The organism is Streptobacillus canis, from assembly GCF_009733925.1.
Taxonomy (GTDB): Bacteria; Fusobacteriota; Fusobacteriia; order Fusobacteriales; family Leptotrichiaceae; genus Streptobacillus; species Streptobacillus canis.
The window spans coordinates 105,726-130,303 of the sequence record NZ_WOEI01000002.1; the positions used below are offsets into that span (position 1 = coordinate 105,726).

Consider the following 24,578-nt stretch of genomic DNA (forward strand, 5'->3'; position numbering starts at 1 on the left):
AAATATAAAATTATGATATAATTACGTATGTATAAATTGATAAAAAAATAGGAGGACACTCTATGAAAAATAAAATATTAATTTCGTTATTATCTCTTGGTACAGTTTTAATGGCAGCACCAAAAATTAATAATATAGAAATTAGCAATTTAAAAAATTTACCTGAAGAAATGGTAAGAGAGTTATTACCAGTTAAAGAAGGTACAGAATATACAAATAAACAATTAAGCGATATTTATTTAGCATTAGTAAGAACAGGATTCATACAAAACGTTAACGTTTATCCAACAGAAGAAGGAGAAAATGTTAATTTAAAAATAGTTGTTGATGAAGTTCCAAATGCTGATAAAATACTTCAAAACATGAAAGAAATTGAAGAATTAAAGAAAAAAACAGAATTTAAAATAGGACAAATTACAGTTAAAGGTACTGAGCAAAACATTCAACCATTAATTGATAAAACAGGACTTAAAAAAGGTGAATACTTCACTCCATATGATGCTAAATTATTAGAAAATCTAATTTTATCATCTGGATATTTTGGAGCAACAGAAATCAAAGTATATAGAACTGCTGATGAAAAAGTAATAGATGTTGAAGTAAATGTTTTAGAAAATCCAGTAATTAAATCTGTTAACATTAAAGGTTCAAGCATTTTAAGTGAAGAACAATTAAAAGAAATTTCAGGATTAAAAGTAGGAGAAGTATTAAATGGAAGATTACTAACATTAGAAGAATCTCCAATAATTAGAGCTTATTCTGAAAATGGATTCTTATGGGTAGGATTTAAAGATGTAACAGTAACTAACGATGGAGATGTTACTATAGAATTACTTGAAGGTAAAATTAAAGATGTAGTTTATGAGAAAAAAGGTAGTGCAAAAGAAAATGAAAGAATTAGTGAAAAAGATTATGCATTAAAAACTCAACCTCATATCTTTGAAAGAAATACTTATGTTAAAAAAGGTGAAATTTTAAATCAACAAGCTCTTGAAGTTACTTTAAGAGAGTTATTTAGAACAGGATTATTTGCATCACTTTCACATGAAATAATTAAAGATTCTGAAAATCCTGAAGATTTAACTTTAAAAATTATAGCTACTGAAAGACCTACAACAGGAATAAGTGCTAATATCTCTTATTCAACTGAAGATAGTTTATCAGGATCATTAAAATTAGAAGATACAAACTTCTTAGGAAGCGAACAAACATTCTCACTAGTTGGAGAAGCTGGGGTAAAAGGAAACTATAACTTCTCATTCAACTTTAAAGATCCATGGATAAAAGGAACTGATAGATTACTTGCAGGAGGTTCAGTATACTTCAAGAAAACATCAGTTAAACCAAGAGACTTAGAAGGATATCAAAAAGGTCAAGAACAACAAATTATTGATAAAAACCTAATACAACCTACAGATAAACAATTTGTATTTGGTATCAACGGACAAATAGGTAAAGGATTAACTAAAGATCTTTACTTAACAGTTTCACCAAGATTATTAAATGTATATTCTAAAAATAAAGGAAGCAATGTAAATACTAGAGTATATCAAGATTATACATTACTTGCATTAGGTGCAGACTTAATCTACGATAGTAGAGATGATAGAAACACTCCTAAGAAAGGTCTATATGCTGACTTATTCATAGAAGGTGGATACATAGTTAGAGATAAATCATTAGTTCTTGAGAAAGGACAAAATGGTACTTACTCATTTAAACAAGAAAATGGAGCTTATGTTACTCAAAAACCAAGAGCTTACTTTACTACATCAGCTGATTTAAGAGCATATCATCCAGTGTATAAAGATAAAAACTCTATGGCATATAGATTACTTGGAAGCTATTCACATGCTAATACTCCGTCAGGACAATTAACTACTGTAGGAGATGGAATTACATTAAGAGGATTACAAACTCCAATAGCAGGCAACCAATATGCAGTAACATTTACAGCAGAAAATAGAACATACATCAATGATTATTTACAAGCAGTAATATTCTATGATGCAGGTATAGCTCAAAATGCGGTTAATCCAAATACAGGTAAACTTAAATTCATGAATAATATAGGGCTAGGGGCAAGAGTAAATACTCCTATAGGTGTAGTTAGACTTGACTATGCATGGGATTTAGAAAGAAAACCAGGAACAAATAAATCTAAAGGTAAATTTAATTTTGGATTTGGACAAACATTCTAGATAAAATGGACTAGTATCACTAGTCCACTTTGTTATTTAAAAAGTGAGGATAAAATGAAAAAGTTTTTAGTATTTTTATGTGTGTTTTTAGTTACAATATCTTGTACTTCAAGAAGTGAAGTAGTAGTTGAGCAATTTATGAAAGATTTCAAAGAATTTAATATGGAAGAGACAAAAAAATATTTAAATAATCCAGAAATAATAGATAGCTTAGACTTAAATTTTAAAAATGAGTCTCAAGTAGTGTTTTTTGATGCTCTTTTTCATAATCTAGAATATGAAGTACAAAACAAAACAAAAAGAGAAGATGGAACAGAGGTTGTTAATGTAAAGATATCTAATATAGATGTTGAAAAAACATTTGAATTAGCATATAAGCAAATATTTAAAAAGACTTTCTTAGGTGAAAGTAATGTAAATATTAAAGATGTATTTGTAGAGTTAATGACTTCAAAGAATATATCTAAGCGTATTGTAATAAGTCAATTTTTAATGGTAAATGAGGGTAGAGACAGAAAAATACTGTTAAGAAAAGAAAATATTGATGATTTACTTGGTAGATACTTTACGACTTTAAATGATATAAATTTCAGTATACAACAAGGAGAATAAATGTTATTAAGAGGAATAAGCAAAAGTGTTAAATTTATGATAATGGATAGTACAGATTTAGTAAAAGAAGTAATCAAGAGAACAAATCTTGATATGCTTTATTCAAAAGATGTTTCTAAATTAACTACTATGGGTGCAATACTTGCTCAAAATATTAAATCAGGTAATACTAAAATGTCACTTTCATTAAAAGGTGAAGGGGCACTTAAAAGCTTCATAGCTAAATCTACTATTAATTCAAATATTGCAATAAAAGTAGATATAGATGAAGAAAAACACATAGAATTATTAAATGCAATAAATACTAACAATCAAGAAGAAATAAAAAGATTATATGATCTTACAGGAGCTAAATTACAAGTAATGGTAGATTATGGATTAAAAAATCCATATTCATCAGTATTTTTAGTTAAAGAAAACTTATTAGAATTATCCTTAAATGAATATTATGAAAAATCAGAGCAAACTAAAACTATTTTAATTTGTTCTACTAAATATGATGAAAATCTAAATGTTGAAAAAGCATCAGGATTAATGATACAATTATTACCTGATGGAGATGAAAATGTACTATATTGGTTAGCAAATAAACTAGAGAGATTATTAAATGTAACAGATATGTTAAAAAATAATTTTAGTTTAGAAAGAATTGCTCACTTAATTTTTGAAAATGATGAAGAAATATTTGCAAATGAAAGTCTATATAAAGGTTTACCTTATGATAAATTACCTATGATAGAAAATATAGAAATATTAAGTAAGGATGAAATAAAATATGAATGTGATTGTAATAGAGATTACATGCATAGAGCATTAAAGATTTCATTATCTAAAAATGATATAGATGAAATTATAAAAGAAGATGGATTTATAGAAATAGAATGTAGTTTTTGTGGAGAAAAATATAGATTTGAAGAAATGTAAGGGTGATATTATGGATACTTTCTTATTTACAGAGATAAATAAAGAATATATTTTTAAAATATGTGGTAAAGCAACTATGAAGAATTCTAAAATATTTTCAGATTTTGTAGATGAAAAAATGAAAGATGCTGAAGGTATTTCTTTTGAAATGTCTGAAACAATATATATGGATTCAACATTTCTAGGTTTAGTTGCCAAATATGCTATAGATATTAAAATGTCTAAAGGTAAGAGTTTAGTAATATTAAATCCTAGCGAAGAAGCATATATGTTTTTAAAACAAACAGGTATAGTTAAGTTTGTAGAAGTAATAACAAAAGAAGATATAGATATTAATGCTAAAGAAATATCTGGAACAGATTTTTCAAATATGAATGAAAAATCTAAATATATTTTAGAAATGCATGAAGTATTAATGGGATTAAATGAAGAGAATGAAAAAGTATTTAAACCTGTAGTCGATGCAATGAAAAAGGTGATTGAATAATGAGAATAGGTGTAATTTATGGAGGAGTTTCTACTGAAAGAGAAGTTTCAATAAATACAGGAAGACAAATAATAAATAATTTAGATAAAAATAAATATGAAGTTGTTGAAATAGAAATAATAGAAAAAAAAGATATATTTAAAGTAGTAGATTTAAATTTAGATTTTGCATATATAGCATTACATGGTGAATTTGGTGAAAGTGGAGATGTACAGGCTGTACTTGAAACTGCTGGAATAAAATATTCTGGTAGTGGAATACTTTCTAGTGCTGTATGTATGGATAAAGATGTTACTAAAGTTCTAGTCAAAAATGCTGGAGTTAGAGTAATAGATGGAATATGTGTTAGAAAAGAAGATAATACTAAATTTTCTGAATTAAATTTAGGAGAAAAAGTAATACTTAAACCTAATAGAGGTGGTTCAAGTATAGGTATATATTTTGCAACTAATCAAGAAGAACTAGAATATGGATTAAGTGAAATATTTAAATTAGGTGAAGAAGAAGTAGTTATAGAAGAAATGAAATCAGGAGTAGAGATTTCAGTTCCTATAATATCTGGAAAAGTATACCCTACTTTATTAATAGAACCTTTAAAAGATACTTTCTTTGATTATACATCTAAATATGAAAATGGTGGAGCAAAAGAATATGTACATTTCTTTGAAGATGAATTACAAAAAGAAATAAATGACTTTACAGAAAAAGCATACAAGGCAGTTAAGTGTAAAGGATTTGCAAGAATAGACTATATTATCGTTGATAATAAGGCATATTTCTTAGAAGTTAATACTTTACCTGGTATGACTCAAAATTCATTATTACCTAAATCTACATTACATATGGGATATTCATATTCAGAAACTTTAGATTTATTGATACAGGAGTCAATGAAACAATGAGAATAAAAAGAGATAAAACAAATTTAATAATATTTGTATTATTAAGTATTGCTTACCTTGCATCTATAGTTTATTTTAAAATAGATGAAAGAATACAATTTTTTATAGCTTTTATTATAGTTAATACTGTAAGAAAAGCTTTTAAAGCAAGAAGTGCTTTTAAAGCAGGTGATGTGACTATGATGTTTGAAGGAAAGATGGGATTTAATCCTATAGATCATATTAGTCTTCTTGATTTAGTAATAATAGGAGCATTAATATTGTTTAGATCACCTATAATATTTGGCCAAGGTAAAAATTTAGAAATAAAATATAGATTATTTAAAGATCAAAGAAAAGGGATGTTAAAAGTTGGACTTGCTTCACTTTTCTCTACAGTCCTAGTAATGATAGTAACTGGAGTTTTATTTAAGTTTAATTACTTATTTATTCCATATATTACTAATCAATGGACATTAAACATTTATGCTAATTTAATTATATTATTTAGAACAACATATTTAGTAGCAGCATCTATACTATTATTCAACCTATTACCATTACCTGGATTTGATATGTTTGATATAGTTTATTCATATGCTGATGATGATTTAAGAATTATGTTATATAATATGAATAGATTTAGCCCTGTTTTCCTTATTATCTTATTATATATAATATTAAATACTAATATTTTCTCTGCTATTATTTTTGATTTATTTAGGTTAATACAATGAAAACTGTAGAAAAAGAAACAGTAATAGAATTTATAGAAAAAAAATCTAGGTTTATAGGTTACATTAAACCTATAACTACAGTAAAAGAAGCAGAAGATTTTGTAAATAAGATAAGTGAAAGAAATTTTGATGCTACACATAATGTTTATGCATATAAGGTAGTGGAAAATAATCAGGAATATTTTAAATTTAATGATAATGGAGAACCAGTAAATACAGCAGGTAAACCTATGGCAGAGATAATTACAAGACTAGATGTATCTAATGTAGTGATAGTAGCTACAAGATATTTTGGCGGTATAAAACTAGGAGCTGGAGGTTTAATTAGAAACTATGCTAAAACTGCAAAACTTGCAATTAATGAGGCAGGTATAGTAGAATATATAGTGAAAAAAATTATACTACTAGACTTTGACTATTCTAAATCTATTGAAGTTGAAACTTTAATAGAGAAGAATAATATGGAAGTATTAGATAAAGTATATAACGAAAGAGTTATGATGAAACTTAAAGTTTCAGAAAATGAACTTGAAAAAATCAAAGAAATACAAGGAATAATTTTAATAGAAATGTGAAAGGAGTGATAACATGATAGTAGCAATAGTTGGAAGACCTAATGTTGGAAAATCAACACTATTCAATAAATTAATTGGTGATAGATTATCAATAGTTAAAGATGAAATTGGTGTTACAAGAGATAGACTATATAGAGAAACAGAATGGTCTGGGAAGAAATTTCTATTAGTTGATACTGGAGGATTAGAACCTCGTAGTAATGATTTTATGATGAGTAAAATCAAAGACCAAGCTAGAGTTGCGATAGATGAAGCAGATTCTATCATATTCTTAGTTGATGGTAAAGCCGGAATTACTGCAGTAGATGAAGATATTGCAAAAATACTTAGAAAAGAAGATAAGAAAGTTATAGTAGCTGTAAATAAAATAGATAACTATATGAGAGATAAAGATGCTATGTATGAATTTTATGGATTAGGATTTGAGGATGTAATCCCAATTTCTGCAGAACATAAAGTAAACTTAGGAGATCTTTTAGATGCTGCTGTGGAAAAATTCCCTGTAGTTAATAAAGAAGAAGAACCAGGATTATGTATAGCAGTACTTGGAAGACCTAATGCAGGTAAATCTTCTTTTGTAAATAAGATATTAAATAAAGAAAGATCAATAGTTAGTGATATTGCTGGAACTACTAGAGATTCTATAGACTCAAGCTTTAATTATGATGGTGAAAAATATACTATTATAGATACAGCAGGAATTAGAAGAAAATCTAAAGTTGAAGATGATATTGAATACTATTCAGTTTTAAGAGCAGTTAAAGCAATACAAAGAGCAAATGTTTGTGTACTTATGTTAGATGCAACTGAACTATTAACTGAACAAGATAAGAGAATTGCGGGATTAATATTTGAAGAGAAAAAACCTTTAATAATTGCAATTAATAAATGGGATTTAATAGAAAAAGATAATAAGACAGTTAAAGAATTTACTGATCTTGTTAAAGCAGATATGCCATTCTTAGACTATGCACCTGTAGTTACAATATCAGCACTAACTGGTAAAAGAACTATAAATATAGTTGAACAAGTTAAGATGATAAGTGAAGAATATAATAAGAAAATATCTACAGGACTTCTAAATCAAGTATTAGAAGAAATGATAGCTAAAAATCCTGTTCCTACAAGAAAAGGTAGAGCAGTTAAAATTAACTATGGAACACAAATTGGTGTTGCACCACCAAGATTTGTATTCTTCTCTAACAACCCTGATTTAATACATTTCTCATATAAGAGATATATAGAAAATAACTTAAGAGAATACTTTGGATTTGAAGGTTCTCCTATAGAAATTACATTTAATAAGAAAAATACAGGATATGGAGAATAAATTAATTTGAAAAAGTTATAAAAAATCAATAAAGACTCTAAAAAATACCCCTAATTAAATAGAATGTCCTTCTATTTTTTAGGGGTTTTGTTTATTTTTTATAAAATACCTTTTCTTTTATTCTATTTCAAGGTATAATAAAATCGAATATAATATTTTAGGAGGATATAATTCATGAAAAAAATTGTTTTTGGACTTTTAGCAATTACTTCTATGGTTTCAATGTCGGCTACCACTGGAAATTTTGAAATAGAAGGTAATGTAGAATTTGGAAAAGGTACTAATTTAGATTTAAATGGAAAAACTAAATTAGGAATGTATTTAGATTCACAAAAAGATGCGTATTTCTTTATTAATTTAGAAGGCGCAAAAAAAGATGTTTTAGACACTAATACTTCAGAAGCTAAACATTTAGTAGGTTTAAGCTATGAAAAAAATTTAGGAGATAAAACTGATGTAGGAGTTTATGCTGCATATAAAAATCTTGTAAATCGTAGTTATGATGAAGATAAAAGCTTTAAAAATGAATTAACTAATCATTTATCTGTTAAGAATAAATATAAGGATGATTTCAATTTCTTCCAAAAAACAGATGCTTTAAATAGATTAGGGTATAAAGAAGAAAAAGGTAAAAACACTATTATAGGAGCACATGCAAATACTCGTATTAATAGAACAGATCTTTATGCTGGAGGAAGCTTTACAACTAAAGATTATGCAAAAGGTACTAATAGATTCTATTCTTATTTAGAAACTAATACTATGTATGATTTAGGGTTCTTCAATACTAAATTTATATATGATGTAAATACTGAAACTCAACAAAAAACTAAAGTTATAAGTAATAAAGCTAAAGAAGGAGATATTAATGTTGCTGAAAATGGTGGAGCACTTAATGTAGATCTTAAATTCTCTAGTTCAAGAATAATACCTGATACTTTCTTCTACAATCAAGCTAAACTTGATTTAAAATCAGGATTTAAAGCTACTGAAGAAGGAGAAAGATTCCTAGAATTTGAACAAAAAAATTACTTTAAATATACTGGTATCAAAAATCTTACTGTAGTTGCAAAGGCAGATTATGAATTAAAACATTCAGTATATGTTGATGGTAAGGCTAAAAAAACTAAAAAAGGTGAAAGTAATTTAATTGATGAAAATAAACATACAGTAAGAGTTACAGGAAATGCTAATTATGTTACAGATAAATATAGATTGTTTGGAGAATTCTCAACTTCAAATAGTGTTTCTTTAGGTAAAACTATATTCACAAATCATAGTTATGACTTAAAAGCTATTTATGAACACAATGTGTTAGATAACTTAAAATTAATTACGGATGGTGCATTTAAAACATATATTTCATTTGCTCCAATTAGCGATGCAACTTTAGGATTTGGTTACAAATCTAGTGGAAGAGATGGACGTTTAATTTATGATAGTTCAAGTAGTTTAAAATATAGAATGTTAGGTCAAAGTAATAAAGGAGTAACTCATTCTATCTTTGCTTTAAGTGAAAATAAATTAACATATTTAAACAGAGGAGTAAAAGTAGAAGGAAACTTAAACTTTGCTAATGAATATGAAATGGTAACAGAAATCAAGAAAGTGAAAAAAGATGAAGTAATCACTAATACTAATAATTTATTATTATTCTTAAACCCAGGGTTTAAAGCTTCATATAAAAAAGATAAAGGATATATAGGTACTGAAACTCAATTTGCATATTCAAGAGATATGTTTAATAGTGAAAATGCAGAAAATAGATATGGTTTAATGAATAAAAATGAAGTTAAATATAATGTTGAAGAAAATATAACTTTAACTGCAGGACTTGATGTAGATTATAGAGTAAATAAATTATCATTTGATCATATGAATAATTTCAAAGATTATACTGAAAATTTAGGACATAACTTATTTAGATTCTATAAATATAGAAAAGTAGATGAAAATGAAACAAAGTATGAATATAACGAAGCTAAAGAATTATCAGTAAAAGATATGCCTGAAAAAGATAGAGAAATAAAAGTAAAAGTTGGTGTAGGTTCAGAACTTAAATTTGTTGAAAATAGATTAACTGTTAAACCAACTACATCATTTACTTATGTTTATAAAAAAGATAAAGATATTGATGCAGTTAAAAAATATATAGGAAATGTTGGATTAAATATTTCGTATAACTGGTAATTAGGAGAAGTAAAATGAGAAAAATATTATTAACACTTTTAGCATTAGCAAGTCTAGGATATGCTGAAAGTATTTCTGAAATACAAGGAAGAGGCCTTCAATCCCCTTTATTAAATAAAAATGTTAGTGATGTAGAAGGAATAGTTACTTACAAAATTAATACTAAATACAATAAAGGTATGTATATACAAAGTGAAAAACCTGATCAAGACTCTAATACATCTGAGGGAATATATGTAGAATATAAAGGTGTAGATAAAATATCTGTAGGAGATTTAGTAAATGTTTCAGGAAAAGTTGAAGAGTTACAATTTGCAAAATTTGATAGTACTAAATTGACAGTTACTGCAATAATTGCAAAAGATTTAGAAGTTCTAGATGTAAATTTAAAACCTATGGTTACAGAAATTAGAGGAGATGAAATACCTAGTAATATTGCTGATGGTGATGTATTAGCTTTAGATAGAAATGCATCTGCTATGGACTATTTTGAATCATTAGAAGGAATGGTAGTTAAAATTTTAGATCCATATATTACAGGACATAAAGAAGAATATGGAGACATATTTGTAATACCGAAGTTAGCTAGAGATAAAGCTGTAATTACAGAAAATGGTGGTATATTATACAATAAATATGGTAATGAAAAAAATCATGTAATAGATGTTTCAGCAGTTGATAGCTATTATTGGAGAGATAAACATTTCATTAGAGAATTTACTCCTAATCCAGGAGATAAATTTAAAGCTGATATAGTTGGAGTGTTAACGAATGATAACTATAACTCTATTAAAGTTTTACCTACAGAAGAATTACCACCTATAGAAAATATAGGTTCTAAACCTGATGTATTAGAATTTAAATATAGAGAAGATATGATTAATATTTCTTCATATAATGTTGAAAACTATGCACATGCAGTAAGTCCAGAAAGAACACCTATTTTTGCAAAACAAGTTAAGGATAAATTAAATACTCCTGATATTATTACTTTAATAGAAGTAGGAGATGACGATGGTCCAACAACAAGTGATGTAGTAAGTTCTGAAAAGAATGGACAAGCAATGATTGATGCTATTAAATATGAATCAGATATAGATTATGGATATTTAGCAGTAGATCCTGAATATGGAAAAGATGGAGGAATGCCATCTATGAATATACGGAATGCCATACTATATAGAAAAGATAAATTAAAATTAGTAGAATTTAACCAAAGTAATTCTTATGAAAATACAGAGGTATTGGTTGATGAAAATGGTGGTGCTAAATTAAAATATAATCCTGGTAGAATAGGAATTGATAGTAATGCATTTATAGCAACAAGAAAACCATTAGTTGCTTTATTTGAGGTAAACGGCAAACATCTATATGTTATAGGAGTACATTTAAGTTCAAAAAGAGGAGATGACCCTGTATTTGGTCCTAAACAACCACCTAGAAGAAGATCTGAAAATCATAGACATGAACAAGCTAAATATATTAATAATTTTGTTAAAGATATTTTATCTAAAGATAAAGATGCTACTGTAATAGTGATGGGAGATATAAATGACTTTGATTTCTCAGTTACTTCAGATAATTTAAGAGGGAATGAATTGATAGATGTTATGGGACAATTAGCACCTAATAAGAGATATTCTTATGTATATGAAGGTATGTCACAAGTTCTTGATAATATCTTTATAAACAAAGAATATGATGGAAATATTAATGTAGATGTTATTAGAATAAATCCTGAATTTACTAAGTCACAAGGTGCATTTAGTGATCACGATCCAGTATTTATACAGTTTAAATTGAAATAAAAATAATGGAATTATCTCATGATTGTGATAATTCCATTTTAATTTACCTATTATTTTTAACGAAATTTCTTACTTTAATTAGAAAATCTTTATCATGGGTGTCTAACCAAATATCAGGTTTAAAACCTTCATATTCATTTATATTTTCTAATATAGGAAGTGAAGTATAATTTGAAAAAATAAATGATGTTTTAGTATTAGGTAAATAGAATTTATCTCCTGAAGAATATTGAAAAGCACCTGATGTATAATCGCCGATTATATATGTATTTTTAAAATCAAATAATTTTGTGAAAAGTACAGTAAGTTCTGAAGCAGATGCACTTTCTTTATTAACTAAAATATATATTTTAGTATTAAATCTATTTGAGGCTTTAATATCATTAAAGTTTAAAAATAAATCTTGGTTATCCAAATCCATGTCAAATTTAAAATCAAAAATTTCTCTTAATAAGCTCTCTATATTATCCAAATATCCACCATGATTTCCTCTTAAATCTATAATAACATCTTTATTTTTAAAATTGGTATTTTTTACTTTTTCATATATAATTTTTTTATTATCGTAAAATCTAGGAATTGCAATATATACAATGTTTTCATTATCAGTATAATCAAAAATAGAAATATTATGATTTAATAAAGGATAAAGTGATATTTTTTCTTCTGTATTGTCTTTATGTTTAGCGTTTATTTCATAATAATTTAAATATTTTGAATTTTCTGTTTTTAAAATATATTGTATTTTCCCACTTAGATCTATTGTAGGAACTATATCAGCGTTCACTTCTAAAATATCATCTTTTTTAATATAATCTTTACTTAAATAAGTAAACTTTTCTATATGTTTAAGATTTTTATTATTAATATTAAAGTGTCCATCTTTAATGTACTTAGAGAATTCATTTATTAATATTTCATCATATTTTTTTTGAGTAATAGGAAAAATTTCTTTTTCAAGTTTATTAAATATATTTTCTTTAATTTTATTAAAGGTATTTTTTCCGCCGTTATTACAATAACCAACATAATGAGTTGATAGTAGTTTGAATAATAGTTCTGTATCACTGTATACACTTTCTTTATTATGTTTTCTATTTTCATCGAAAATATTTGAAATTAAATGTTCATATTTACTTGTTCTATATATTTTTAAATCTATTTCTGGTAATATTTCTAATTTACATTTTTTCTGTTTTTCATTTTTAATTTCTATTTTATAAGGCTCTATTTTTATTTTTTCTTCTTTATTTCTATTAATAGCAATAGTGATCATTATTAAGAAAAAAATTAATGGTAAAAATTTTTTCATGTAATTCCTCCAAAAATATATATAATATAATGTACCTCAAGTTTAAAAACTTGTCAAGATAATTTAGAAAAAATCAACTCTAATATAGAAAAATTCATATAAATATGTTAAAATAGAATAAAACGTTTAGGGAGCAAATATGAGCTTAGATAGATTATACCAATTAACAATTATGGAATATAATAAGAGATATGATTTAAGAGGAGAAATAGAAGGTGCAACTGATGTAGAAAGAGGACATAATCCTTCTTGTGGAGATGATCTTTCTATTGTTTTAAAAATAGATGGAGATAAAATTGAAAATGCATCATTTTTAGGGACAGGTTGTGCTATCTCTACAGCTTCTGCAGCTATGCTTGTAGAACTTGTTAAAGGTAAAAATATAGGTGAAGCTAAAGAAATCATAGATGTATTCTTTAAAGTAATGAAGGGTGAAGATGTAGAAGATGTTAAAAAAGATATTTTAGGTGAAGCTATGCTATTAGAAATAACTAAAGATATGCCTGCTAGAATTAAATGTTCAACACTTGCTTGGCATAGCTTAAAAGTAATATTAGAAAAACACTAGGAGATAAATATGGGTAAATTAATAATAATAGAAGGAACTGACGGAAGTGGGAAACAAACACAAACACAAAAGCTATATGATAGATTAATTAGTGAAGGTAAACTTGTTAAGAAAATTTCTTTCCCTAATTATGAATCTAATTCTTCAGCATTAGTTAAGATGTATTTATCTGGAGAGTTTGGTTCTAAACCTACTGATGTTAATGCATATACAGCTTCAACATTCTTTGGTATAGATAGATATGCATCATATAAGACAGACTGGGAGAAAGATTATTTATCAGGAACAATAATATTAAGTGATAGATATACAGGATCAAATATGATACATCATGGATCTAAAATAGATGATAAAGATGAAAAACATAGATATTTAGATTGGTTAGAAGACCAAGAATTTAATAAATTTGGTATACCTAGACCAAATATTACTATCTTTTTAAATGTACCAATAGAGTACACTTTTAATTTAATGGAAAATAGAGAAAATAAGTTTACTGGAGAAAGTAAAAAAGATATACATGAAAGTGATAAAGATTATCTAAGAAAATCTTACTATAATGCTCTTGCTATAGCAGAAGAAAAAGGTTGGAAAGTTATAGACTGTGTAAAAGATGGTGTAATGTTATCAATAGATAAAATACATGAGTTAATATATAATGAAGTGAAGGAGATACTATGAAACTTGAGACATTAAGAGGAATGAAGGATATGTTTGCAGTAGATGCAGAGAAGTATAACTACATAGTTAATGCTGCAAAGACTACATTCGATAAATATGGATATTCAAATGTAATAACACCAATATTAGAAGAAACGGATCTTTTTAAAAGAGCTGTTGGAGATGAAACAGATGTAGTTTCAAAAGAAATGTATACATTCATGGATAAAGGAGATAGGAGTGTTACTATGCGTCCTGAAGGGACTGCAGGAGTAGTTAGAGCATATTTAAATGCTGGATTCCATAAATCTAGTCCTAATGTTAAATGGTATTATCATGGGCCTATGTATAGATATGAAGCTCCTCAAAAAGGTAGATATAGAGAATTCCACCAATTTGGAGTAGAATCATTTGGAATTAGAAGTCCTTTCTTAGATGCAGAAATGATTACTATGGCATGTGAGTTCTTAAATAAATTAGGAATAAATGATTTGGTTGTGGAATTAAATTCATTAGGTTCAGTAGAATCAAGAATAATATATATTAAGGAATTACAAAACTATTTATTAGCAAATATAGATAAATTAAGTAATGATTCAAAAATAAGAGCAGAGAAAAATCCTTTAAGAGTTTTTGACTCAAAAGATGAAGGAGATCAAAAAGTTTTAGAAGGAGCTCCAAAATTACATGATTTCTTTGATGGAGAAAGTACTAAATTCTTTGAAGAATTAAAGGCTAATCTTGATAAATTTAATGTAAATTATTTAATTAATCCAGCACTTGTTAGAGGACTTGATTACTATTGTGATACAGTATTTGAAATTAAGTCAAGTAAACTTGGCTCTCAATCTACAGTACTTGGTGGAGGAAGATATGATAAGTTAACTGAAATCTTAGCAGGAGTTAAAGTTCCAGGAATAGGATTTGCAGCAGGTATAGAAAGACTTTCAATGTTAATGGATGAATCACTTCTTGTAAAAGAAGAAAAGAAAGTATTTATAGCATACTTTGAGGAAACAAAAGATTACTTATTTGAAGTATTAAAAGAACTTAGAAAAAATGATATTAACGTAGAATTTGAATATAGCCCTAAAGGTTTCTCTTCACAAATGAAGAAAGCTAATAAGGTAAATGCAAATTATGTAGTAATATTAGGAGAAAGTGAAATGAATGCTGGAAAAGTAACGTTTAAAGATTTCAGCACAGGAAACCAAGAAGAAATAACTATAACTGAAGTAGTAGAAAGGGTAAAATAATGTATAGAAGTCATAAGTTAAATGAATTAAGAATAGAAAATGTTAATGAAGTTGTAACTTTATCTGGATGGGTTGATAAAGTAAGAGATTTAGGTCACTTTACTTTTATAGACTTAAGAGATAGATATGGAATTACACAAGTATTAATTAATGAAAATTCACCAGCTGAAGTTCAAGAATTAGTAAAGAAAATTAAAAATGAATTTGTAATTCAAGTAAAAGGAAAAGTTCTTGAAAGAAGTTCTAAAAACAAAAATATTGAAACTGGAGATATAGAAGTATTAGCTGAAGAATTAACAGTACTTTCTACATCTAAACCTTTACCTTTCGAACTTACAGAAGGTAATGTAAATGAAAATTTAAGATTAACATATAGATATTTAGATATCAGAAGAAGAAGAGTTTTAGAAAATATTAAGAAGAGAAATGAAATGTTATTCTCTATTAGAGAATTCATGAATAATGAAGGATTCTTAGATATAGATACTCCTATACTTGGTAAAGCAACTCCAGAAGGAGCACGTGATTTCATAGTTCCAAGTAGAATACAAAAAGGAGATTTCTATGCACTGCCTCAATCGCCCCAATTATTTAAACAAACATTAATGGTAGCTGGAGTAGATAAATATTACCAACTTGCTAAATGTTTTAGAGACGAAGATTTAAGAGCAGATAGACAACCAGAATTTACACAACTTGACTTAGAAATGTCATTCATACATCAAGAAGATATTTTAAATCTTGTTGAAAGATTAGCTAAAAAAGTATTTACAGATGTAACAGGTGAAGTTCAAGAAGCACCATTTGAAAGAATTAGTTATGATTATGCCATGAATAATTATGGATCTGACAAACCAGATTTAAGATTTGGAATGAAAATACAAGATATTTCAGATATAGTTAATGGTAAAGGTTTCTCAGTATTTGATGATGCTATAGCAAATGGAGGAAGTGTTAGAGCTATAGTTAGTGAAGATAGAGAATTTTCTAGAAAGAAAATAAAAGACTTAGAAGACTTTGTTAAAGTTTACTATAAAGCTAAAGGTTTAGCATACATTAAGAAATTAGAAGATGGAAGTATTAATTCTCCTATAGCTAAATTCTTTGATGAAGCTACATTAAATGCTTTAGTTGAAAGATTAGAATTAAAGAATAATGAAATAGTATTCATACTTGCAGATAAAAATAAAGTAGTTCTAGATGGTTTAGGAGCATTAAGATTAAAACTTGGAGAAGAATTAGGATTAATAGACAAAGATAAATTTAAATTTGTTTGGGTACTTGATTTCCCTATGTTTGAATATTCTGAAGAAGAAGAAAGATATCAAGCAGCTCACCATCCATTCACATCAATTAAAAAAGAACATATTAAATATTTAGAAACTAAAGAATATGATAAGATATTATCTGAATCTTATGACTTAGTATTGAATGGATATGAAATTGGTGGAGGATCAATTAGAATACATGATTCTGAATTACAATCAAAAGTATTTGATGAATTAGGATTATCTAAAGAAGAGCAATTAGATAAATTTGGATTCTTCTTAGAAACATTAAGTTATGGAGTTCCACCACATGGAGGATTAGCATTTGGTCTTGATAGATGGTTAATGGCTATGTTAAAAGAAAACTCTATTAAAGAAGTAATACCATTCCCTAAAACTAATAAAGGTCAAGATTTATTAACTGGAGCACCAGCTGATGTTGATCATAAACAACTTGAAAATGATTTAAGACTTAAAAAAATAGTTGTTGAATAATAAAAAAAGCAATTCCTTAGGAATTGCTTTTTCTTTTACCATGTATACTATTATTCTAGTATTTGAAAAATTATTTTACAAATGAAAGTTAAGAAGAAATTGAGAATTTTTTTAACTTGGTTAAAAAAGTCTTTCTTTAAATTTTTTACATATATTGATTTAAAAAAAAAACGGGGTATAATTTTAGTGAAAAAAATATAAGGAGATAGATATATGAAATATACACTAGGTTTGGATTTAGGAGTAGCTTCTATTGGATGGGCAGTAACAAAAATAAATGAAAATGGAGAACCTATAGGTTTAGTTGATGCTAATTCGGTAATATTTACTCCTTTAGATAATGATAAAGGAAAATTATATAATGTTGAGAGAAGAAATAAAAGAGGTGGAAGAAGAATTTTAAGAAGAAAACAACATAGAATTGAAAGAACTAAAGAGCTTTTACTTAAATCAAAATTCGTAACTGAAACAGAACTAAAAGAAATATATAAAGGTAAAATTCAAGATATATATAGTATAAGATTAAAAGGGTTAACTGATCAATTAGAAAAAAATGATATCGAAAGATTGATGATTTTTTATTGCAAAAATAGAGGATTTAAATCAAATAGAAAAACTGATGAGTTAGAATTATTAGAAAGTTTAAAGAAGAAAAGCAGTGAAAATGATTCTGATGAAAAAAAATTAAAACCAATTATAGCAAGAAATACAGAAATAATTGAAAAAGAAGGGTTAACACCTATTGAAGTAATATATATGACTAGAGAGAATGATAATACTATTTTAGGATTTAAAAATAAGGAAGGAAACTATAAATTTGGATTCAAAAGAAATCAAGTAATAGATGAAGCTAAAAAAATACTTGGAAATCAAAAATTAGTTTCAAAAGAACTTTTAGATTCGTATATTGAAATATTATCTTCTCAAAGAGATTTTTCTGATGGGCCTGGTGGGAATAGTATGTATAAAATTGATTACAGTAAACTTGCAGGTACTTGTAAATATACAGGTGAACCAAGAGCTGTAAAAGCATCACCTTCATTTGAAATATTTGTAATGCTTCAAAAATTAAATAATATTAGATATTTTGATTTTAATTCAGAAAACAAGAGAGAAAAGAAAAAACTGGATAAAGATACTATCCAAAGAATATATGAATTAGTATTTTTTAAAGATAAAAAACTTACTTATTCTTTAATTCAAGAAAATATAAAAAGTAAAAATATTAGAATACTTGATATTCCACAATTATCTAGAAATGAATATATTAAAAATAGAAAATCATTTTTTGGTGAAATAAATAAAGACGATATAATTGAGGAACAAATAATTGAGTTTAATGAAAAACTGAATAAGGAAAGAATGAAACAAGAATTAGTCAAAAATAATTTAGCTGTTTATAAGAAATTAAAATCAGACTTTAAAAAGAATGGTATATCAGAAGAAAGAATAAATGAACTAGGTGGAATTGATTTTCTTGATTTAGTAGCTGAAATATTAACATATGCTAAAACAGATACAAAAGTAGATTACTATGTAGAAAATGTTGAAAGATATAAAGTTTTTAAAGAAGCTAAGGATATAGTTGAAGTAATTAAAGGATTTCCAAATTATACAAGAAATGGAAATTTATCTTTAAGTTTAATCAAAAAATTAAATAGTAAATTACTTGAAGGAATGGATTATGAAGCGTCACTTTCTAGTTTAAATTATTACATTGATACTAATACAGATTGGAAAAAATTCCCAACTATTGCTCAAATAGAAGAAACGCTTAATACAAAAATTACTAACCCAAATGTAAAACATATATTAGTTATACTTAGAAAATTATATAACACTATATTATTTAAATATGGAAGACCAGAAAAGGTTCATTTAGAATTAGCTAGAGATTTTTCTAATGATTTTTCTACAAGAAATATTATAAAAAGAGAGCAATTAGATAATAAAGTTAAAAAAGAAGTTGCAGCATTTGAAATGTATGGTGAAAATAAAGATATAGTAGTAGGTAAAGAAAGATTGTCACAAGATGATTTTATTAGAATAAAATTATGGGAAGAACAAAACAAAATGTGTATTTATTCAGGTAAGCCTATAGAAAGACATCAATTAATTAGTGCAGAAGTACAAGTTGATCATATTTTACCTTATTCAAAATCTTATGATAATTCTTATTCAAATAAAGTGTTGGTACTTTCAAAAGAAAACCAAGATAAAAAAGAAAGAACACCTTATCAATGGCTTAAAGATACTCAAAAATGGGAAGAATTTAGAAGAAGAGTTGAATTAAATATTAATATTAATAATAAAAAGAAAGAAAATTTACTTTTTAAAGAAGAAGTAGTAAAAGATGATTTTTTAGAAAGAGAATTACATGCAACAAGTTATTCTTCAAGACTTGCATTAAATATTTTCCAAAGATTAATTCCAGTTTCTGAAGAAGCTAAATATGATAAAGATGGTAATGAAAAAACCAAATACATATATAATAGAAATGTTGTAGCATTTAATGGTAAAATGACATCTAAATTGAGAACACTTTATGGATTAAACAGGTTTACACATAATTTCGAATCAGGAGATCTTGAAATTAAAAATAAGAATTTTAGTATAAAACCATTTATAATAAATAAAGACAGCTTAGTAATAAGTGCAGAGAATTTAGAAACAGGTTTAGTAGTTTCAACTGAAACAAAAGTTGAGAAAAATAAATCAGGTGAGTTTAAAACTGTTAAAGATGAAGTATTACAAAAGGAACTTTCTAAAAAGATTAATTTAGAAAAAATTTCTGAAGATTTTGAAAATAAAGTTCTTTTTGATGTAAAAGTTGTTGATGTGGAAGAAATAAAAAATGTTGAAAGTGAAATTACTTCAATATTATTTAAAATGCTAAGCAATTTAAAGGAACAAGTTTATAGTAAAAATAGAGATAATCACCTACATCATGCTTTAGATGCTTTCCTTTTAACAAATATGACTAAATCAATGCAGATGAAATTGACTAAGTTTAATCAATTGATCTCAAGTTTAAAAAATAGAGATGAAGAAATATTGATTGAAGAAAAAGGGGAATATGTAAATCCAAGAGAATTTGCAGAAGAGCTAAATAAAGAGAAATTTGTGGATATAAATGGAAATGAAAAGGGGATGAAATTTACTATTGATGGAAAAGAATATAAGTTATCGTTAACAAAACCATATGATGATTTCTATAATGATATTAAATTTAAAATCTTTGATAAAAGAGAAATACCTAAATTTCCATTTCATGTAGTTAAGTCTAAGGTTAAAGGGGCCTTACATGCAGAAACAATATTAGGTGAAAGTAAAGGGGAAATTACTAAGAGAGTATCAGTATTTAATTTAGATAATAAAAAACTTGAGAAACTATTTGATAAGGAAAATACACAGAAAGAAATATATCAAACACTTATTAAGTGGATTGCAAGTAAGAGTAAAGAATATCCAAGACTAAAGAATGGAAATATAATTAAAAAGGTTAAATTAGTTGATGGAAATAAAGATAAATTAATAAAACTTGGAGATAAAAGATATGTGGAAATGGGGCAAACTATAGTTAAAATCCTTGTTTTTGAAAAAGATGGAGAACAAGGTTTAAGATTTGCTTCTTTAGGAAGATATAACTATAACTTATTAAAACAAGGTAAAGATTTTGATATAATGATATGGAAATCTCAAGGTGAAAAGAACTCTCAAAAGGTAAACTATAATAAATTAGAAGAAAATGGATATAAATTAAAATATGAATTAGTCTCAGGTGAATGTATCAAATTAGAATTAAATTCAGGAGCAGTATGTGAATGCTTAGTTGTTGGGTTTGGGTCAGGGTTATTTGAAGTTAATACACTTTTAGGTGATGGATTAGATTTAATTGACAATAATATTTTTAGAAGTGTTAGAAAACAATACCAAATTACTATCTCAAATATAAAATCAATTAAAAAAGTTTCAAAAAATATATTAGGTGATTATGATGCCTTTTAGACAAATATTGATAACACAAAAATCGTATATTCATTTTGAAAATGATAATTTAATTATTGAAAGGGATGAAAAAAAGTTATCAGTTCCAATTAATGATATTGCAATAATAGTTTTTGAATCACTTGATAGTACTATAAGTTTGAGATTAATATCTGAATTGTCTTTAAAAAATATAACAATGCTATTTTGTGATTATAAACATATGCCTGCTGCATATAGCCTACCTATTAACCAGCATTACAGAATACCGTATGTACATAATTTGCAAATACTCCAAACACAAGTTTCAAAAGATCTAATATGGGAAAAATTACTTAAGGCTAAAATAGCTAATTCTAGAAAAGTTTTAGAGATTGAGAATGCTTCAAGTAATGTTATAGAATTGATGGAGAAATATGAAAAAGAAGTAGTAGGGAATGATAGTCAAAATAGAGAAGGGACGGCAGCAAAAGTATTTTTTAATTATCTTTATGGGACTGGATTTTGTAGGAAGAATGAAAAAGATGCAATAAATATGGCGTTAGATTATGGATATGGAGTTTTTAGAAGTGCAATAACAAGATTATTATGTACTTTTGGATTAACAACACATATTGGTGTTCATCATGATTCTATGTTGAATGCATTTAATCTAACATATGATCTTATTGAAGCTTTTAGACCTATAGTTGATTATTATGTTTTTAATTACATGCATCATTTTATACATGATGATGAATTAAGTATAGATACAAGAAAAGAATTAATTTGTTTGTTAAATGCGAATGTAAAAGTTAATAAAAAAGAATATACTGTTTTATATGCAATGGAACTTTTAATAAAAAGTTATTTAAACTTTTTAGAAGATGGAAATGAAAAACTGGCAATACCTGAAATAATTAAAATAGATTTTTATGATCTCTTTAAAGAGTTATAAAGAAATGAGATTACTTGTTTATTTTGATTTGCCAGTTTTAACAAAATTAGAAAGAAAACAAGCTCAAGATTTCAGAAAAAATCTTCTATCTGAAGGTTTCATTATGATGCAATATTCTTGCTATTCAAGATTTTGTAGAAATGAAGCAGAATGTTCTAAGTATTTTAGTAGGGTTAAAAAATTATGTAATAGGTTAGATGGTGGAGAAGTAAGAATATTAAGAGTAACAAATAAGCAATATGAGAATATGATAGTATTAGTAAAAGAACCTAAGATTAGTGAAATTAAAGTTTCAAAATGTCCATTAGTTGTTTTTTGATAATGTGAATGTGAATTTTGTTCTAATGGATTTTGATTAATTATTCGGATTTGAATTGTATCTTCTAGTAACGGAATTATACTAATTTCGTTGCTAGAGGATACAGATTCTTAGTAAATTTGAATAATGTGAGTGAAATGCATATAATTTGTATCATTAAAGTATGATACAGATTCTTAGTAAATTTGAATAATGTGAGTGTAAAGTTCCTAATACTGTGTACATAATTTCGATACAGATTCTTAGTAAATTTGAATAATGTGAGTGGGACTCTTGAAGACTTTGAAAAATTTGATAGATACAGATTCTTAGTAAATTTGAATAATGTGAGTGAATGATAATTCAAATAGGACATAAAGACTTGATACAGATTCTTAGTAAATTTGAATAATGTGAGTGGAGATATGATAGATTGATTTTAGACCCTATGATACAGATTCTTAGTAAATTTGAATAATGTGAGTGTTTTTCCATTTATTCTCGAGTTTCCATTATGATACAGATTCTTAGTAAATTTGAATAATGTGAGTGTTTAATGCAATTAAATGAAGATATTATCAAGATACAGATTCTTAGTAAATTTGAATAATGTGAGTGCATTTTTCTTTTCTTGTTCCTCAACATATTGATACAGATTCTTAGTAAATTTGAATAATGTGAGTGGGTTTATAAGCATATTCTATATTATTCTTAGATACAGATTCTTAGTAAATTTGAATAATGTGAGTGACAAGACACTTTAAATAAAAAGGGAATAGAGATACAGATTCTTAGTAAATTTGAATAATGTGAGTGAAAAAGCATTATTCACTGGTTTTTACTTTTGATACAGATTCTTAGTAAATTTGAATAATGTGAGTGGCCGAGAATCAAAAGGAGATAATTAAAGCTAGATACAGATTCTTAGTAAATTTGAATAATGTGAGTGGTTTCAGTAGTTTTATTTATGCTTTGATTAGATACAGATTCTTAGTAAATTTGAATAATGTGAGTGAAAAAAAATGAATAAAGCAATAGTTTATGCGATACAGATTCTTAGTAAATTTGAATAATGTGAGTGCTATGGTTATGATAAAAGATTCAAATATGGAGATACAGATTCTTAGTAAATTTGAATAATGTGAGTGAGACCACACTATAACAAAAGAGAATGTTGTGATACAGATTCTTAGTAAATTTGAATAATGTGAGTGTAAACACCATAAGAACCTATAGAAACAGGGATACAGATTCTTAGTAAATTTGAATAATGTGAGTGAAATCAAGAGCATCCCATTGAGCCCAAGTTGATACAGATTCTTAGTAAATTTGAATAATGTGAGTGAATGGATGATGATTTATATTCTTTAAAAAAGATACAGATTCTTAGTAAATTTGAATAATGTGAGTGCAATTCGCCCCTAAAAAGTTTGAAAAGGTAGATACAGATTCTTAGTAAATTTGAATAATGTGAGTGTTTTAAATCTTTCTACATTTTCAAAATCATGATACAGATTCTTAGTAAATTTGAATAATGTGAGTGGTTTTATAGGTGCATATTCATTTCCTACAGGATACAGATTCTTAGTAAATTTGAATAATTTATGTTTGTAGAGTTGTTGCATTTTTTTGCAACAACTTGTTTGATTCAACTTTCAACTTTTGCTTCATAATTGGTTGTAAACTAGTAGTTGACAACCACGTTGTCTGTGTTAATAGTAAGAATGTAAGATTATGACTAAATAAGAATGTAGGACATTAGTAAAATTTAAAAGGAAGGAGATAGAAATTCAAATATGATTAAATAACTATAGTATAATATTCTTTTAGTAACATCGATAGGAGAATATGATATGACTTTAAACTTAATAAATAATATTGAAATAAATACTGTTATGGATTTATACAAAATAAAGAAAATAATAGAAGCAGAAGCTATAGAAAAGGTAAATTATTCAGAACTAGGTAGAGAACTTAATAAAGATCCAAGGACAATAAAAAAATATATACATACAGACACAGAAAAGTTAAAAATTAAGAAAAGAATATTTG

19 protein-coding genes and 1 CRISPR repeat array are annotated in these 24,578 nt (G+C 26.2%); of the genes, 18 read left to right on the forward strand and 1 reads right to left on the reverse strand.

The features are described from left to right. Nucleotides 1-62: 62 nt before the first annotated feature. The 10 genes from GM111_RS01450 to GM111_RS01495 all read left to right on the forward strand — a co-directional run bounded on the left by GM111_RS01450 (nucleotide 63) and on the right by GM111_RS01495 (nucleotide 11,745). Entirely contained in the window at nucleotides 63-2,201 is a 2,139-nt protein-coding gene (locus GM111_RS01450) for a BamA/OMP85 family outer membrane protein (RefSeq protein ID WP_156299113.1), read from the forward strand. Nucleotides 2,202-2,255: 54 nt separating this feature from the next. After that, complete coding sequence (locus GM111_RS01455; protein WP_156299114.1) at nucleotides 2,256-2,813, forward strand: hypothetical protein; 558 nt, start codon at nucleotides 2,256-2,258, stop codon at nucleotides 2,811-2,813. Further along, a complete protein-coding gene (locus tag GM111_RS01460; protein WP_156299115.1) occupies nucleotides 2,814-3,737 on the forward strand; it encodes an Hsp33 family molecular chaperone HslO in 924 nt (307 codons plus the stop codon). Next, complete coding sequence (locus GM111_RS01465; protein WP_156299116.1) at nucleotides 3,724-4,224, forward strand: STAS domain-containing protein; 501 nt, start codon at nucleotides 3,724-3,726, stop codon at nucleotides 4,222-4,224. Before GM111_RS01460 ends, GM111_RS01465 begins: the two co-directional genes overlap by 14 nt. Next, entirely contained in the window at nucleotides 4,224-5,126 is a 903-nt protein-coding gene (locus tag GM111_RS01470) for a D-alanine--D-alanine ligase (protein ID WP_156299117.1), read from the forward strand. The genes GM111_RS01465 and GM111_RS01470 overlap by 1 nt, the downstream gene beginning before the upstream one ends. After that, nucleotides 5,123-5,842 (forward strand): zinc metalloprotease, encoded by a 720-nt coding sequence (locus GM111_RS01475; RefSeq protein WP_156299118.1) that lies wholly within the window; start codon nucleotides 5,123-5,125, stop codon nucleotides 5,840-5,842. Before GM111_RS01470 ends, GM111_RS01475 begins: the two co-directional genes overlap by 4 nt. After that, the gene (locus GM111_RS01480; protein WP_156299119.1) at nucleotides 5,839-6,417 is read left to right on the forward strand and encodes an IMPACT family protein; all 579 of its coding nucleotides are present in this window, start codon (nucleotides 5,839-5,841) and stop codon (nucleotides 6,415-6,417) included. The genes GM111_RS01475 and GM111_RS01480 overlap by 4 nt, the downstream gene beginning before the upstream one ends. Before the next feature lie 13 nt (nucleotides 6,418-6,430). Then, on the forward strand, nucleotides 6,431-7,747 hold the full coding sequence (gene der, locus GM111_RS01485) for a ribosome biogenesis GTPase Der (RefSeq protein ID WP_156299120.1): 1,317 nt from the start codon (nucleotides 6,431-6,433) through the stop codon (nucleotides 7,745-7,747). 174 nt (nucleotides 7,748-7,921) lie between these two features. Continuing rightward, nucleotides 7,922-9,937 (forward strand): hypothetical protein, encoded by a 2,016-nt coding sequence (locus GM111_RS01490; RefSeq protein ID WP_156299121.1) that lies wholly within the window; start codon nucleotides 7,922-7,924, stop codon nucleotides 9,935-9,937. Nucleotides 9,938-9,951: 14 nt separating this feature from the next. Further along, nucleotides 9,952-11,745, forward strand: a complete 1,794-nt coding sequence (locus tag GM111_RS01495; RefSeq protein WP_156299122.1) for an endonuclease/exonuclease/phosphatase family protein — start codon at nucleotides 9,952-9,954, stop codon at nucleotides 11,743-11,745. Nucleotides 11,746-11,788: 43 nt separating this feature from the next. On the opposite strand, the gene GM111_RS01500 is transcribed toward GM111_RS01495, so the two are convergent. Next, a complete protein-coding gene (locus GM111_RS01500; protein ID WP_156299123.1) occupies nucleotides 11,789-13,057 on the reverse strand; it encodes a S41 family peptidase in 1,269 nt (422 codons plus the stop codon). Between the two features lie 139 nt (nucleotides 13,058-13,196). On the opposite strand from GM111_RS01500, the gene sufU reads away from it, so the two are divergent. The 8 genes from sufU to GM111_RS01540 form a co-directional block, all read left to right on the forward strand. After that, the gene (sufU, locus tag GM111_RS01505; protein ID WP_156299124.1) at nucleotides 13,197-13,625 is read left to right on the forward strand and encodes a Fe-S cluster assembly sulfur transfer protein SufU; all 429 of its coding nucleotides are present in this window, start codon (nucleotides 13,197-13,199) and stop codon (nucleotides 13,623-13,625) included. 9 nt (nucleotides 13,626-13,634) lie between these two features. Further along, nucleotides 13,635-14,306, forward strand: coding sequence for a dTMP kinase (locus GM111_RS01510; protein ID WP_156299125.1), 672 nt, complete (start codon nucleotides 13,635-13,637; stop codon nucleotides 14,304-14,306). Then, nucleotides 14,303-15,541 (forward strand): histidine--tRNA ligase, encoded by a 1,239-nt coding sequence (gene hisS / locus GM111_RS01515; RefSeq protein WP_156299126.1) that lies wholly within the window; start codon nucleotides 14,303-14,305, stop codon nucleotides 15,539-15,541. The genes GM111_RS01510 and hisS overlap by 4 nt, the downstream gene beginning before the upstream one ends. Further along, nucleotides 15,541-17,304: an aspartate--tRNA ligase gene (gene aspS / locus GM111_RS01520; RefSeq protein WP_156299127.1), complete on the forward strand. Its 1,764-nt coding sequence runs from the start codon at nucleotides 15,541-15,543 to the stop codon at nucleotides 17,302-17,304. The genes hisS and aspS overlap by 1 nt, the downstream gene beginning before the upstream one ends. A 213-nt stretch (nucleotides 17,305-17,517) precedes the next feature. Then, complete coding sequence (gene cas9, locus GM111_RS01525; RefSeq protein WP_156299128.1) at nucleotides 17,518-21,312, forward strand: type II CRISPR RNA-guided endonuclease Cas9; 3,795 nt, start codon at nucleotides 17,518-17,520, stop codon at nucleotides 21,310-21,312. Further along, nucleotides 21,302-22,228, forward strand: a complete 927-nt coding sequence (gene cas1 / locus GM111_RS01530) for a type II CRISPR-associated endonuclease Cas1 (protein ID WP_197034436.1) — start codon at nucleotides 21,302-21,304, stop codon at nucleotides 22,226-22,228. Before cas9 ends, cas1 begins: the two co-directional genes overlap by 11 nt. A 4-nt stretch (nucleotides 22,229-22,232) precedes the next feature. Beyond that, the gene (gene cas2, locus GM111_RS01535) at nucleotides 22,233-22,547 is read left to right on the forward strand and encodes a CRISPR-associated endonuclease Cas2 (protein WP_197034437.1); all 315 of its coding nucleotides are present in this window, start codon (nucleotides 22,233-22,235) and stop codon (nucleotides 22,545-22,547) included. Nucleotides 22,548-22,646: 99 nt separating this feature from the next. Further along, nucleotides 22,647-24,135: a CRISPR direct-repeat array (repeat unit 36 nt; unit sequence GATACAGATTCTTAGTAAATTTGAATAATGTGAGTG). 244 nt (nucleotides 24,136-24,379) lie between these two features. Then, the coding region (locus GM111_RS01540; RefSeq protein ID WP_408022627.1) for a hypothetical protein at nucleotides 24,380-24,578 on the forward strand (199 nt) is incomplete at its 3' end.